Origin of the sequence: uncultured Thioclava sp., assembly GCF_913064665.1 — a bacterium.
GTDB classification, from domain to species: Bacteria; Pseudomonadota; Alphaproteobacteria; order Rhodobacterales; family Rhodobacteraceae; genus Thioclava; species Thioclava arctica.
In genome coordinates this window covers 56,852-71,003 of record NZ_CAJYBT010000009.1, presented here as the reverse complement: position 1 = coordinate 71,003, position 14,152 = coordinate 56,852, and the positions used below count along the sequence as shown (strand labels likewise).

The following is a 14,152-nucleotide window of genomic DNA, read 5'->3' as shown; positions in this document are numbered from 1 at the left end:
CGTTTCTGCCCACTGTTATGTTGATCAGCCCCACCTGAGTGGTCCAGATTGATTGTTAGGGCAGGATTGGCCTGCGCTCCATCGTGACGATACTTTCGGGCGCGGGCGGCCGGTATCGTTCGATCAGGATCTGTGCCGCGCGCGGCGTCGAGAAGACCTCACCGATCAGCAACGCGTCCCGGAACCGAGCATTGAAGCTCTCGCAGGAGCCGTTTTCCCAAGTGACCCTGATGCGATGAAGACCGTTTTGGCGCCAAGTTTGATCTTGTGACCTCAGGCGGGCCGCGTGAGGCATGACAGATCGATCAAGGCATCGACCATGCTGACGGAATTAAGCTTGCGTTTGACACGGATAACCAGCGCCTCCTTCGTGAACGCGTCATTCGGCCATTGCTCGACAGTGGTTTGTTCGCAAGCCACGAGAGGGGCGCTTCGGAACGTGCCGCGCCCTTCACTCTCGGTGTTTGGCGACAAACTCCGCCGCCGAGAGCGTGCGGAAATCGGCGAGCGCGTCGCGCAAGCGCGCATGGTCCCAGTCCCACCACGCGAGGGCGAGCAGATCTTGCGCGACGTCTTCGGGAAAGCGCAGCCGCAGTCGTGTTGCTGGCACGCCTGCCACGATCGTGAAGGGGGCTACGTCTTTGGTTACCACCGCGCCAGCGGCCACGATGGCCCCGACGCCGATACTCACCTCGGGCTTGATGATCGCACCATGCCCGATCCAGCAATCAGCGCCCAGCGTGGTTCGACGCGTGGCGCGCTGATCGAAAAAGTCCTTCCAATCCGGCTCATCATCGAAATAGGACCGCGAGCGATAGAGGAAATGGTGCTGCGCCGCGTTGCGCCACGGGTGATCGGTCGGGCCGATCCGGGTGAACGCCGCGATATTGGCAAATTTCCCGACGCTGGTATTGGCAATGTCGGCAAAGCGGTCGGCATAGGCGTAGTCACCGAAACTCGAATTGAGAACACGGCACCCGCGACCCAATTCGCAATAGCGGCCGAAGGTCGAATTCTCCACCTCGCAATCGGCGGATATTTGGGGCGTGTCGGGGGATAGCTTGGGCATGGGAACCTCGGGTCGGGTGGGGTTAAAAAACGTGGAAAGGACCGTTGGAATATAGAAATCTGCCGGTGCGGGCAGCGTCGAAACTGGCCCTTGCCAGTCCAAGGGGGGCGTAAAACTCACGCTTGGCATCGTTTCATCCTTTGATGAAACGCCGCCGGATCCAGCCGGACACGCTATCCATGGCCATGACCGTCAGAACGATCAGGATCACATAATAGCAAACCTCTTCCCAGTCCTTTTGGGTCAGGATCGCTTGTGTCAGCAACAACCCGATCCCGCCCCCCACCAAAGCGCCGATCACGGTGGCCGAGCGGGTGTTGGATTCAAGGTAATACAGAAGCTGTGAGAGGATCACCGGCGCAAGCTGCGGGAGCACCCCAAAGCGCGCACGTTGCAGCGCGTTGGCCCCGGTCGACCCGACGCCCTCAACCTGCTTGTCATCGATATTTTCGAGCGCTTCGGAGAACATTTTTCCGAAAGTGCCGGTATCGGTCATCAAAATCGCAAGCGATCCGGTCAGGGGGCCGGGGCCAAATGCGCGCGACAAGATCACCGTCCAGATCAACCCATCCACCCCGCGCAAAAAGTCGAAAACGCGTCGCAGGCTTAGCCGAAGTGCGACGAGCGGGGTAAAGTTGGTGGCCGCCAGAAAGGCCAGCGGCAGCGCGATCATGCCCGCCCCCATCGTGCCCAGAAATGCCATCAGCACGGTCTCGCAGAGCGCCCAGAAGACGTCGCCATGATGCCAGACCTTATTGTTCCAAAAATCGCCAAACATCGCAGACAGGTTCGACATCTCGGGGTTCACCCGCTTGCCCGAAATGGCCAGTTTCGCAAGCTCGACGACTGACTTACCCGAGAACGGGCTGTCGAGCGTGAAAAAGAACATCTCCCAGCCGGGGAAATAGCGAAAGGTCTCGGTTCTGCTTGGTGTCATCGAGAACCGCCAGTCGCCGCGATCCATCGACACCCGGTTGCGCGCCGCCGAGATCCAGTCGGGCATGGCGCGGCCCTCGGGCAGCGTAAGCAGGACATGCCGTCCCTGTAATGCGAGCTGGATCATGCCAAAATCGGGCACGTCGACCTGTGCTGCCTTGGACGTGTAGGTGACATGCGCGCCATGGGGCAATGTGATCTGCGTGAGAGAGCCGTCGCGCGCCACCCAATCGGGCGGCGCATCCGCACGATAGGTGCCACGACGCTCTCCCTCGATCGCGACGGTTACCTTGTCAGTGCGGTTGTCGCGCGTGACATGCGTCTTGTAGGACCAGAAATCGCCAAGCAGCACGGCGGCGTTTTCGGGGCGCGCCTTGGCGGCCAGACCGGGAATGTCAAAGGCGAAAAAGACATAGACCAGATAGGCCAGAACTGCGGCGATCCCTGCAAAGGACCGGAGCCGACGCGCCCGGAAAACCTGATCAAGCCCTGCCAGAGCAAGGCCGCTGGGTTGGTCGGTGCTCAACAGGCTCATATCCGGCCCTCCGTGGCCTTTGCGCCCCGTACCAGTCGCCCGCGCGCCCGGTCCGAGATGTGATCAACAATCACGATGGTTGCGAAGAGCAACGCAAAGATCGCAACCACAGCGTCATAGCGACCTTGTCCCCATTGCAGCGCGGTCTTGAGATCATAACCGATCCCGCCCGCGCCCACGAAACCTAGGATTGCCGAGGCGCGGATATTGATCTCAAAGCGCAGCAGCGCGTAGGACGACCAGTTCGGCGCCACCTGCGGCAAAACCCCGAACCACATACGCTGCACCCAGCCAGCCCCGGTCGAGGCCAACCCTTCAACCGGTTTGAGATCGGCATTCTCGGCAACCTCGGAAAACAGCTTGCCCAGCGCGCCGGTGGTATGCAGCGCGATCGCTGCCATCGCAGGCACCGGCCCACCGCCCAGCAGATAAATCAGCACCAGTGCGACGACGATTTCCGGCAAAGCGCGCATCACATCCATGGCGCGGCGAAAGAGGGGAATGGCGCGCGGCCAAGGTGCAAGCCCATGCGTTGAGACAAGTGCCAGCACCACCGCGCCCAACCCGCCCAGAACGATCGCCAGCGCCGCAATATTGAGCGTCTCAAACAGCGACGGCAAATACCGCCAAAGCAATTCGGGAAAGCGGCGCCATTTGGTGAGGGCTTCGGAAAATATCTCGCTTGGGAAATCGAAAAAACGATGCAGCCCCGCGAAGAAGCCACCCGCGTTGCGTGCATCCGCCGTGCGAAAGCCCGACACCATAAGCGCCACGAAGATCGTTAAGATAATTGCGCTGTAAAGACGTTTGCGACGCACCAGTGCAAGATAGTCTTGGCGCGATAGGGTCGTGGCGTTGGTTTCGGTCATGGGCTTTCCAAAAACAATGGGGCCGGCGAGGTGTCCCGCCGGCCCACAGGGGGCAGGGCTTACGAGCCCTGTTCGATCTTGGCTTTGCGCACGTCGATGATGGAGTCGTAATATGACGGGTCAATCTTGACGAAGCCTGCCGACTCGCCGCCGGCCGCGTTATAGAGGCACTCGCTATCCTTGTCCTTGAGCGTCAGCATGACCTGTTCGGCCTTTTGCTTGATGTCCTCGGGCAGGCCATTGCGGATGACCAACGGGCCATTCGGGATCGGCTTGGAGCGCCAGATTTCGACGATATTGTTCATGTCGATCAGGCCGGAATCGACGGCCTTGCGCAGAGCTCCGTTATTGTAGCCGTCTTCCCAGTTGCCCTGTCCATCGGCCCAGGTCACGCCAGCGTCGATATCGCCATTGTTGACCGCTACGATGGTCTGCTCGTGACCGCCAGTGAATTTCACCTCGCCGAAATAGTCACCCGATTTCATCGAATGGCCCGTCTGCTTGGGGATTTCGACCGAAGGGATCAAATAGCCCGAGGTCGAATTCGGATCGCCAAAGCCAAAGCTGTGGCCCTTCATGTCGTCAAGCGACTTGATGCCCGTGTCTTTGCGCGTAAAGCCTACCGAATAATAGACAAACGAGCCGTCAGGGTTGGCTGTCGTCGCAAAAGGTGTCACCGCACCCGGATCATCCAGTGCGATCTTGGCATAGCCCGAAGCGCCCAGAATCGCGAAGTCGATCGTGCCGCCGATCAGGCCCTGCAACACGCCGTCATAATCGGCCGGGGTGAACAATTTGACCGGCACGCCCAGCGCGTCGGACATGTAGTCCACCAGACATTGGTTGTTGGCGATACGGTCTTGCGCGTTCTCGCCGCCCAGGATGCCGATGTTGAATTGTTTGATCTCTTGAGCCTGCACCGCGCCCGCAAGGGCGGTGGTCGCGGCCAGAATGGCAAGCAGCTGTTTCATGGTCGTTCCCTTTGGTTTGAATGGCCCGGCAGCCGGGCCGATGGTTACTCAACCGTCCAACATGGCGGCTGCGTATTCGCGGTCATCCCCCAGCGCCTCGATAGCCGTTGAGGTGGCGGATTCAGAAAAACTGGCGTCAGCGCCGTAGATATCGCGCGCGACTCCGGTGGTGAGTTGGTCGGGGCGACCGTCAAAAACCACGCGCCCGTCGCGCATGCCGATGACGCGGTCGCAATAGCGACGCGCAGTGTCGAGCGTGTGCAGGTTGGCTACGACCATTCGACCGTCTTCGACCTGGATCCGCTTGAGCGCATCCATCACCACCTGGGCGTTCATCGGATCAAGCGAGGCAATAGGCTCGTCGGCGAGAATGATCTGGGGGTCTTGCATCAAGGCGCGCGCAATCGCGACGCGCTGCTGTTGGCCACCCGACAGCGCCTCGGCGCGCTTTGTGGCCTGTTCGGCAATGCCAAGCCGTTCGAGGATTTCGAGGGCGCGACGAATATCGGCCGCGCTCCAGAGATTGAGCAGGCTCGATAGCGTCGAACGCTGCCCCAAAAGCCCGTGCAACACGTTTGAGACGACATCCATCCGCGCCACGAGGTTGAACTGCTGAAACACCATCGCGCAATTGGTTTGCCACTCGCGCTTTTCGCGCCCCTTGAGCGTAAGAACATCGGTTCCGTCAAACATGACATTGCCCGTAGTGGCATCGCCAAGACGGTTGATCATGCGCAACAGCGTCGATTTGCCAGCCCCCGAGCGTCCGATGACACCGACAAAACCGGGGCCTTCCAGCGTCAGAGAAACAGTCTCAACCGCTGCCTTCTGGCCAAAAAACTTACTGACGTTGCGGAGTTCAAGTTTCATGTTTCCACCCATGCAATGAGGGGGGAAGTAGACCGCGCATGTGACGGATCTGTTACCGAATGACGACGCGTTTGTGATAATCCGAGAGCAAGGTGGGGCGGCGGTTCAGCGTTGCATGGCGCTTGGGCGAGGGTGGTGCGACCTGTTGGCTCTTTGGCTAGTTTTTATGCGGATGATAGCCGTCGGTGAGGGTGTTTAAAAAAGCGATGATGTCGGCTTGCTCGGTCTTGCTCAAAGCGGGCGCATCACCGCGTTTCCGCCCGAAAGGCGCATCAGTGACATCAATATTGCCATGATAGCGGCGGGGCAGGTCATTGAAAATCTGAACCTTGCCGGACTTCACCGGATAGATTGCTTGTGGGTCGCTATCGCGCCTTGCGTAGAAGTCCAACACATCTTGTAGGCTGGTATAAACCCCGTTGTGAAAGAAAACATGCCGGGTCGCGACATTGCGCAGCGTCGGCGTTTTGAACAAGCCGCAATAAGATGTTTGTCTGGATGTTGCATCATGGCGCATCGGCCCGCACAGACCAAGGTCATGCCAATTCGGATCCGCATTGGCGGGGATCTTGGAATTGCGCGGCACCCCCAGCGCTTCATATTCGAAATCGGTAAAAAGGGGCGGTGTGCCGTCTTTTGCTGTCGTGTCGAGATGGCAGGCCGCGCAATTGCCCTTTGTGGGATCGTTAAACAATGCCAGCCCGCGCGCCTCTGCTGGGCTAAGACGAGCGTGGCCGGAAAGATAGGCGTCGAATTTGCTTGAAAAGGCGTGAAACGAAGGGTCCTCGATCTGATAACGGGCAAGCGCAAAGGCGGCCTCTGAAATCAGCATCGGCTCGTCGCTCAGCACATTTGCACCAAACAGGGCGGCGAGGCGCGCGCCATAGCGCGTCCGCAAGACCTGAGCGAGCGCAGGGCGGGTATTGGCCATCTCGAAAGACGTAAAAAACGGGCCTTCGGCTTGATCCTCAAGCGTGTCGGCCCGTCCGTCCCAGAACAGCCCACCGCGGGGAACGGGGGCGCCCAGCGTCGTCTGCCCCGCTAATTTCTTGGGCGCTGAGGGCAAATGCCCCAATGATGCGGGTGCGCTGGCATCTGCGTTCTGGCCCTGCGCGGCGACCAGTTGGGGCGAGGCCTCATTTTGTTCCAATGAGGGATCTTGTGGCCCGATGGTGAAGGCAGGGGTGAGAAATTTGTAGCTGAGCGTGGGCACCGCGCGCCGCCCAACCCGGTCAAGATGTGCGCCCCCCGGAACGACCGGGGCAGTTCCATCGGGGCCATAATGATTGCGCGGATTGTGACAGGACGCACAGGACAAACGGCCACTTGCGGATAGCGCGGTATCGCTGAACATGTCGCGCCCGATCATCGCCACGGCGCTGAGGGGGTGCGTCAGCGGGGCGGGCTTGGGGGCCGCAATGGTGGGCAGGTTTGCGCCATAGGCGAGATTGCGCCCCCCTGAGAGGGGCAAAAAGACGCTGGCTAGCACGAGGCCAGCCAGCGCTACAGTAAGGATGCGCCTTTGGGGGAAGATCCTGGGAGTGATCGACATGCGCATCCCTATTTCCTTACGAGTGAACCGGTTCGCCCGTTTTGGGATCAAGGATCAACGGCTTGGCCGCGCCCTTGGCCCAGTCAAACATCGCGTCGATCGAGCCTGAGGCCGCATCGAACGATCCTGCGCCAAGGCGCGACCCACCCATCCAGTTATCCTCGATAAAGCGCAGGACCGAGGTTTGATCGGTCAGCGTATGATCGACATGGTTTGCTTTGGCATAAGGCGAGATCACGAGGAACGGTTGGCGCGTGCCATACCCGCAACGACCCTGCGCCGGTTTGCCGTTGACGCCCGGAAGCGCCACGCCCGTGGTGCCGCAACGATCGCCATTGAGCACGTCATAGCCTTTGACAGGGATGTTCGAAGGGTTGATGACGGCCGCCGCGTGATCATACCAGCCATCAGAGTCATCATAGAGAACGATGATCGCGGTATCGTTCCAGAATTTCGACTTCCCGACAGCGTTCACTGCCCGCACGATGAAATTCTGACCATCAAGCGGGTCCGAATAGCCCGCATGACCATCCTCAAAGCCCGATGCCTTGAGGAAGCTGACCGCAGGCAAATTGCCCGCCTTGAGCGCGCCATACCAGTCAGTGATATCATATTGGTGGTTCGCGCCGCCATCCTGCGAGGTGCCAACCGCCGCGAGCGAAGACGGGCGTTTATGCGTTGGGTTTGCCGTTGAGGGGTAATACTGGAAGGGCTGGTGATGTGGGATATAGTCCACGATGCTGACATGGGTGACGTCCGAGGTCGTCTTGCGGTCGCATCCGGTGGTGCCGTTCGCATTGGTTTGGCTCAGATCGAAGCCACCCTCGAACCAGCCCCAAGTAAGGTTGCGCGCGTTCAGCATGTCTCCGATATTGGGCCCGCTCATCAAAGTGGTCTTGCCTTTGGAGCAGACATCTCCTGTCGGATCGAGGTCGGAAATCATCGTCCAGCCGCCATTGCCGTCAGGAACCACACGGCCTTTGTCATAAGTTCCGTCCGCTTCAAGTTCGCGCCCCGGCGGCAGGATCGCTCCATTGGTCTGGCCGGAAACAAGGTTGATCGCGCCCGGGGTCGACGGGCCAAAGGTCGTCGAGAAAGCATTGTCATTCATCGCGAAGTTTTGGGCATAGTTCCAAAGTGCGGTGACAGTGTTGCCATCGTAATACCCCATCACCTGACCCTTGGTGCCAAACGATCCTGCACCTCCCTTTGAGCCGCGTCCGGTATTGGCGGGGAAAAGATCCATCCGACCATCGTCAAAGGCGGCCTGTTCGGCGGTGTAGCCATGGTTCTGGTCCGCCGAGGCGGCTTGGGTGCGATCCAGACGGAACGGGGCAGCGGCATCTGCGCCATTCTTTGCGTTTGACCTGTTGGGATTGGCCTGCAGCAAACCTGCCGAGGTCAGCGTATTGACCTGTGGCGTATCCGCTTTGGCCGTGAATGCTGGCTCTCCGTCGGGATTTGCGGCCTTGGGATAGGTTCCGAAATAGTGGTCAAACGAGACGTTTTCCTGAAAGATCACCACGAGGTGCTTAATCGGTGTAGCGGTGTTGGTGGCGTCGCCCGCTTGTGCAGACGCAGCGGCGCAGGCCAATGCGAGCGCACCGAGGCACACCGTTGAACGGAATTTGGTGGTCATGGACTTTCCCTCATATTTGGCAGCCTGCCGCTTGAATGGCGACTTCGGGCATGACCGTTCGCTAGGGGAGGGATTTGACAGTTCCGTGACGCCTTTCATCACAAGGCCTCACGGCTGGGTGAGGCGGCTGCCTGCTCACAAAGATGCGTTCATCAAGTGAGTATTTGGTGATTGAAATGGCGCAGGCTCTGTAGAGATGCCGTTACCCGCGGGACATTTCCCTTCGCCTCCCGGGTTTCGCAGCCGCATCTTTGGTGGCCTCACCCGCCGACTTTGCAGGTTTGCGTTTGAAATATTGCGTCCTGTGTCGTCAATTCGGTTTCGCGCCAGTCGCCCGTGAGCGGGGTGAACAGATATGGTGTGGTATTGGCGGGGGTAGGGCCGTGCGCGGAGCCGCAGGTCAGATGACGCGCGGCACGAATGACGCCGGAATGCGCGACCAGAACGGGCAGGGCGCCTGCCGCCTCAGCTTGCGCCTGCGTGATCGCGGCCGCGACACGTGCGATCATGTCAGCCCAGGGCTCACCCTTGTCGGGAGTGGCCTCTCGCGGTGGTGCCTCGGCAAGGGGGCGCCCCTCGAAGACGCCCCAATCGCGTTCGCGCAGCCCGTCCAGCGTGATCAACGGACGTTGTGGAAACGCCAGTTGCGCGGTCAGTTGGGCGCGTTGCTGCGGGCTGACGAACAGGACGATTTCCTCGGGCCACTCCCGGTCTGACAAGGAATGCGCGGCGCGCTGCCCCGCCTGTGTCAGCTGCGCCTCGATCCGACCTGCGATCCATCCCTCGCGGTTTGCATTGGTCTCACCGTGACGGATCACGACGAAGGGCAGGTCTGGCAGGGTCATAGCAGGCATCTTTCATTGAGCAGGATTTCGGCCGGGAAGCGTGGCTCAAGCAGGTATTGCTCGGGCTGGGCGCAGAATAACGGGGCTGCGCGGCGCGCGCCAAGGTGGCGGATCATGTCGATCTGGTCCGAAAGCGGAGGGTGCACATTCCATCGCAAGAACCGCCCGCCCTGTGCTGCAATCGCGCGTGCATGCGCCGTCATATGCCCGGTGAAAACGACGATCGCATCCTGACCAAGCCGACCTGCCTCATGCCAGTCGCGTACGATTTTCTGCGCCATGCCACCATCGGCATTGGGCGTGTCGCAAAGCAGAAACTGCGCCGATTTGTCAAAGCCACGGGTCAAAAGCGGCGCGAGCGCGGCGGATTGCGGGGACAGGCTGCCGCTTTGAATCCCATCCTCAATCGCTTCGCGGCAGGTGTCATCGAAAGAGACGTCGCCGTGGCGCATCAAGTGCAGCGCCAATTCGCCTGCGCGCCCCGATGGCGGCACAGGGAACAGGAATTGCTGCGCGTCAGTTTGCGCCAGCATCTCGTCCAGCGCGGTGCGACGGGCGGTCTGGGGAACATCATCGAGTTGATAAGAGGCGTCAATCAGCGCGGTTGCGGCAGGGGGCGGCGGGTCAAAGGCAAACCAAGTGCTTTCCTGCGACCAATCGCCGGAAAAGAACAGCCCGTCGCCCAGATCGAAATGAAACCAGACCCCGCCCAAAGCGTGACCATTGCGCCCGGTCGTGACCGTTACGCCAGCAACCCGCGTCTGCCCCGTCTCGGGCACGAGCACCAGATCGGCCCCCGGCGGCAGGGCGCGCGCGGTTTGCGCAGTGCAATGGATCGGCAGACCCGCAGCAATCGCATGCGCGGCCCCGCCGATGTGATCGATGTGGTCGTGAGAGATGAAGACACGGTCGGCCCCGTCCAGCCATTCGGGATGGAATGGTGAGGTCGCCTCGGGTCCGACACCGACATCGAGAACCCAAATCTCGCGCCCGGTCCAGAGCCGGATGCAGGCGGGGCCTTTTTCGCCAAGCCCCGAGAGGACCTCGACCCAAGCGGTGGTTGTTGAGACCTGATCACGCATCGGCCAGCGCCTTTTGCAAAACGACGTCGCCGTCGGGATCACGAAACGCCCAGAGATCGTGCAGGCTGACGCCGACCGTTTCGCCAATCGCGGCGCGCTGGGCGCAGAAGGCCACCAGCGTCTCGCCTGCCGCATCCATCTCCAGCCGAAAACGGCCCCCCAGATAGGTGCAGCTGGTCACGCGGGCGCGCAGCGGGGCGTCATCGGCCAATGTGATCGACTCGGGGCGGATGCTGACATGGCTCGGCTCGGGGGCGGCGCTGCGCGACACGACATCCTGACCCAGCACATTCAACACAAGGCCCGCGCGCTCGGCCCGTCCGGTTATGCGGGCCGAGACCACCGCGCCAGCGCCGACAAACCCCGCCACAAAGCAATCGGCGGGCTCGCGATACAGAGTCTCGGGCGCCGCGAATTGGCGGATTTTTCCGGCATTCATCACCGCCACCCGATCGGCCAGCGCCAGCGCCTCGCCCTGATCATGGGTGACATAAAGCATGGTCGCGCCCGTGCGGCGGTGAAACAGTCTGAACACGTCCTGCATCGAGGCCCGCAGCGCCAGATCGAGATTGGCGAGCGGCTCATCCAGCAGGACCGCGCGCGGTTCGAACACAAGGCAGCGCGCCAGTGCGACCCGTTGCCGCTGCCCGCCCGACAATTGCGACGGCATCCGGTCGGCAAACGCCCCAAGCCCGGTGAGGGCCAGCGCATCGGCCACGCGGGCCCGACGTGCTGCGCGGGAAATGCGGCGCACCTCAAGCGGGTAGGCGACATTGTCGAACACCGATTTATGCGGCCACAGCGCGTAGGATTGAAACACGATCCCGATCTCGCGATCCTCGGGCGACACGAAGCGCCCGGCACCGGCGACCGTTTCGCCCCCGACCCGGATCTCGCCGGCGCTGGGATGTTCAAACCCGGCGGTCAGGCGCAGCAGGGTGGTCTTGCCGCATCCCGAAGGGCCAAGCAGCGCCACGAACTCGCCCGAGGCGATCTGCGCATTGATCGCATCCAGCGCAGGCGCGCCGCCAAACGTCTTGGATAGGTTGGAAAATGTCAGCTCTGCCATGGGATGACCCCTTTCGGAAAACGGCGCGCCCCGGCTTGCACCAGCCCCATGAGCGCAATGATCAGACAGACGATCGACATCGCCAGAGCCGAGGCCATGACCGTCTCGCCGCTGTCTTCGAGATTGTAGATGACCACGCCCAGCGTTTCGGTCCCTGATGACCACAGCAGTGCCGAAACGGTCAGTTCGTTCACCGCCGTCAAGAACACAAGGATCGCGCCAGCCGCTGCCGAGGGCGCGGCAAGTGGCAGGACGATGTCGCGCAACCGCCGCCCCAGATGCGCACCAACGCTAGCCGCGGCCTCTTCCATCGCGGGATCAAGCTGGGCGATGCTGGCTTGGATCGGGCGCAACATGACGACGAAGAACCGCGCGAGATAGGCCATCAAGATGATCCAGATCGTGCCGTAAAGCGTCAGATCGGTGAAGGGCAGGTTGATGAAGGTCAGAATGCAGGCAATCGACAGTACGACGCCGGGAAGCGCGTAGGGCAGGTCGATCAGCGCATCGAGAATCTGGCTGAACCGATTGGCGCGGCGCTCCATCAGCCAGGCGAGGGGCAGGCAGATCGCCAGCAGGATCGCCGCCGCCGTGATCGCGAGAAACAGGGAGTTGGCATAGGCGCGCCGGGTGACGGGCTGCACGAACAGGACCTCGATCCACGCTTTGAGCGTGGCAGTGTGGAAGGTCAGGGGCACGCCATAGGCCGGGATCAGCGAGGTCGCCAAAAGCGCAAGCAGCGGCAGCGCGAGGATCGCAAAGATAAAGACCCACATCGCGATCTCGACCGGCAATCGCGCCCGCCCAAGCGACAGCGCAAGCGGCGCGCCAGACAGGCCGACCAGCCCGAAGCCCTGACGCTTCAGCACGAGACGGCTTAGCAAAACACCAAGGATCGCCACCGCGCCGATCAGCAGCGACAGCACAGCGACTTCGGACAGAACCGAGGGCCCCATGCCGACAAGGCGTTGATAGATCAGGGTCGGCAGCGTTGCGTAGCCCGCCGGAATGCCCAGCATCGCGGGAATGCCGAAATTGCCCAAGGCGGTGACAAAGGCCATCGCGCCACCCGCGATCAGCGATGGCATCGACAGCGGCAACACCGTCTGCGCCCAGACCCGCACCGGCCCCGCGCCCGACATGCGCGCCGCCTCAACCAGCTCGGCGGGGATCATGCGCAGCCCCGCGCGCAAGGTCAGGAACACCAGCGAGGCATGCTGAATCCCCAGCAGCAAGATGATGCCGCCTGCAGAATGCAGCGGCTGCGGGCTGCCCAAGGGTGGCGCAAGGCCCAGCATCTTCAGGATCGTCGAGGACGGCCCGGCCATCTGCATCCATGCCAGCGCGGTAATCTGGGGCGGGATCATCATCGGGATCATCAGGCAGAACACCAGCGCCCCCTTGCCGCGTATATCGGTCAGCGCCACCAGAAACGCAAAGCCCGCCCCGATCAGCACCGAAAGAAGCGTGCCGCCGCCCGCTGTGATCAGCGAATGGCGCAGCGCGGTGGCGGTGGAGGGGCGCGCAAGCACGCTTGTGAGGTGGTCCGTGGTCAGCCCGTCGCCAAAGCCGATCCCCTCCAGCAGCAGTCGCAGAACCGGCCCGAGCGCGATCAGTGCGACGGGCAGCAGCAACAAAGGCAACAGCCGGTCCAGGGACCGGCTGCCACCGCTTGCAGTCGTGGCTTTGCTCATTGGACGCCGAAGATCTTTGCGAACCGCGCCTTGTTGGCATCGCTATCGGCCAGCGCCTTGGCGGGGTCGAAATCCATCAGCTTGATATCCTTGCGCGCGGGGAAGCCTTCGGGGCTTGCCACACCGTTGCGCGCGGGGATGTAGCCCATATTGGCCACCAGTTTCTGGCCGTCTTTACTTAGCAGGAAGTCGACGAATTTCTGCGCGGCATCCATGTGCTTGGTGCCAGCCATGATTGCCACCGGCTCGGTGACGTAGGAAACGCCTTCTTTGGGAAAGACGAAATCGACCGGCGAGCCTTGGGCCTTCGCGCGCAGCGCCAAGAAATCGACGAGGACACCGTAGGGCTTTTCGCCCGAGGCCACGGCCTTGAACGTACCGCCATTGCCGCCCTCGGCGCGCGTCTTGTTCGCCGCCAGCGCCTCATAATATTCCCAACCCAGACCTTTGGTGTTGGTCAGGGTTGCCAGATGGATCAGCGCGGCCCCGGAATATAGCGGCGAGGGCATGGCCACGAGATTGGCCATTTCCGGCTTGGCAAGATCAGCCCAAGAGGTCGGCACGCTTGGCGCGCCCGTATTGTAGACGATCCCGGTCGTGATCAGCTTGGTCGAGTGGTAATAGCCATCCGCGCTGTAAAGCGCCGGGTCGTAAGCGGTTTCTTCGGGCGAAGCATAAGCCGCAAGCTGCCCCGCCTGCGCCATGCCCTCCAGCGTTACCGTGTCTGCGATCAGCAAGACATCGGCCTGCGGCTGGCCTGCCTCCAACTCGGCGGCGACGCGGGCCATCAGCTTGGTCGTGCCATCGCGCACCCATTCGACATCAATGCCGGGGTTTGCTGCGGAGAACGCATCAACGGTTTGTTGCGCATCCGCATTGGGCTGCGAGGTATAGAGCGTCAGGGTCTCGGCACCGGCAAGCGAGGGCAAGGCCACGGCAATGACGGCGGCCAGAAGGAAACGGGACATCAGCTATCTCCAGATAGGTCGGGTTGCGTTCGAAAGGGTGTGTGCTGCCCTTT

Annotated in this window: 12 protein-coding genes and 1 pseudogene; all 13 read right to left on the bottom strand. The window is 61.5% G+C overall.

What is annotated here, in order from left to right; translation table 11 throughout:
• Positions 1-55: 55 nt before the first annotated feature.
• Positions 56-372 (bottom strand): annotated as a pseudogene (locus QZ571_RS05620) (integrase core domain-containing protein); the annotation flags it as partial.
• A gap of 79 nt (positions 373-451) precedes the next feature.
• Positions 452-1,069 (bottom strand): chloramphenicol acetyltransferase, encoded by a 618-nt coding sequence (locus tag QZ571_RS05615; protein WP_295532731.1) that lies wholly within the window; start codon positions 1,067-1,069, stop codon positions 452-454.
• A gap of 133 nt (positions 1,070-1,202) precedes the next feature.
• Positions 1,203-2,540, bottom strand: a complete 1,338-nt coding sequence (phnE, locus tag QZ571_RS05610; protein ID WP_295532730.1) for a phosphonate ABC transporter, permease protein PhnE — start codon at positions 2,538-2,540, stop codon at positions 1,203-1,205.
• Positions 2,537-3,409, bottom strand: a complete 873-nt coding sequence (gene phnE, locus QZ571_RS05605) for a phosphonate ABC transporter, permease protein PhnE (RefSeq protein ID WP_295532729.1) — start codon at positions 3,407-3,409, stop codon at positions 2,537-2,539. Before phnE (QZ571_RS05605) ends, phnE (QZ571_RS05610) begins: the two co-directional genes overlap by 4 nt.
• A 59-nt stretch (positions 3,410-3,468) precedes the next feature.
• A complete protein-coding gene (gene phnD / locus QZ571_RS05600) occupies positions 3,469-4,380 on the bottom strand; it encodes a phosphonate ABC transporter substrate-binding protein (protein ID WP_295532728.1) in 912 nt (303 codons plus the stop codon).
• A gap of 48 nt (positions 4,381-4,428) precedes the next feature.
• On the bottom strand, positions 4,429-5,250 hold the full coding sequence (gene phnC, locus QZ571_RS05595; RefSeq protein WP_295532727.1) for a phosphonate ABC transporter ATP-binding protein: 822 nt from the start codon (positions 5,248-5,250) through the stop codon (positions 4,429-4,431).
• Positions 5,251-5,407: 157 nt separating this feature from the next.
• Entirely contained in the window at positions 5,408-6,802 is a 1,395-nt protein-coding gene (locus tag QZ571_RS05590; RefSeq protein ID WP_295532726.1) for a cytochrome c peroxidase, read from the bottom strand.
• A gap of 16 nt (positions 6,803-6,818) precedes the next feature.
• On the bottom strand, positions 6,819-8,441 hold the full coding sequence (locus QZ571_RS05585) for an alkaline phosphatase family protein (RefSeq protein ID WP_295532725.1): 1,623 nt from the start codon (positions 8,439-8,441) through the stop codon (positions 6,819-6,821).
• Positions 8,442-8,701: 260 nt separating this feature from the next.
• A complete protein-coding gene (locus QZ571_RS05580) occupies positions 8,702-9,286 on the bottom strand; it encodes a histidine phosphatase family protein (RefSeq protein ID WP_295532724.1) in 585 nt (194 codons plus the stop codon).
• Positions 9,283-10,368, bottom strand: a complete 1,086-nt coding sequence (locus tag QZ571_RS05575) for an MBL fold metallo-hydrolase (RefSeq protein WP_295532723.1) — start codon at positions 10,366-10,368, stop codon at positions 9,283-9,285. Before QZ571_RS05575 ends, QZ571_RS05580 begins: the two co-directional genes overlap by 4 nt.
• Positions 10,361-11,437: an ABC transporter ATP-binding protein gene (locus tag QZ571_RS05570; protein WP_295532722.1), complete on the bottom strand. Its 1,077-nt coding sequence runs from the start codon at positions 11,435-11,437 to the stop codon at positions 10,361-10,363. Before QZ571_RS05570 ends, QZ571_RS05575 begins: the two co-directional genes overlap by 8 nt.
• Positions 11,425-13,131 carry an iron ABC transporter permease gene (locus QZ571_RS05565; RefSeq protein ID WP_295532721.1) on the bottom strand — a complete coding sequence of 569 codons (1,707 nt, stop codon included), beginning with the start codon at positions 13,129-13,131 and terminating at the stop codon, positions 11,425-11,427. Before QZ571_RS05565 ends, QZ571_RS05570 begins: the two co-directional genes overlap by 13 nt.
• Positions 13,128-14,099: an ABC transporter substrate-binding protein gene (locus QZ571_RS05560; RefSeq protein WP_295532720.1), complete on the bottom strand. Its 972-nt coding sequence runs from the start codon at positions 14,097-14,099 to the stop codon at positions 13,128-13,130. Before QZ571_RS05560 ends, QZ571_RS05565 begins: the two co-directional genes overlap by 4 nt.
• Positions 14,100-14,152: the final 53 nt, after the last annotated feature.